The organism is Sulfoacidibacillus ferrooxidans (genome assembly GCF_022606465.1).
Lineage (GTDB): Bacteria > Bacillota > Bacilli > Alicyclobacillales > SLC66 > Sulfoacidibacillus > Sulfoacidibacillus ferrooxidans.
This window is the reverse complement of sequence record NZ_JALBUF010000113.1, coordinates 1-350: the sequence shown is the minus strand read 5'-3', so window position 1 is coordinate 350 and position 350 is coordinate 1. Positions and strand designations below refer to the sequence as shown.

The 350-nt window shown below is 53.4% G+C and carries 1 rRNA gene; it reads left to right on the top strand.

What is annotated here, in order from left to right:
- Positions 1-225: 225 nt before the first annotated feature.
- A 23S ribosomal RNA gene (locus MM817_RS16615) occupies positions 226-350 on the top strand; the annotation flags it as partial.

Here is a 350-nt window from a genome sequence, read left to right as displayed (position 1 = left end):
AGGGATTGACGTTGATCGCAAGATCAAGCGGCAACCTTCAGTGGTTCCTTGACAACTAGAGGTGAACACGTGAATGCAGATGAACTTGATGGGTAGTAGCATCAAGCCAAAAGCAACAGTGACACAAGTGACCAGAATCCACGCAGTGGATTCGAGGTCATGCCCTTCCCGCAAGGTAGAAGGGTATTCGTCAAAGAGACACAACGTGGATCTGCAGACGAAAGAGGATAAGGTAGGAAGAGCGCACGGGGGATGCCTAGGCGCTAGGTGCCGAAGAAGGACGGGGCGAACACCGATATGCCTTGGGGAGCCGTACGCAGGCAGAGATCCGAGGATTTCCGAATGGGGGA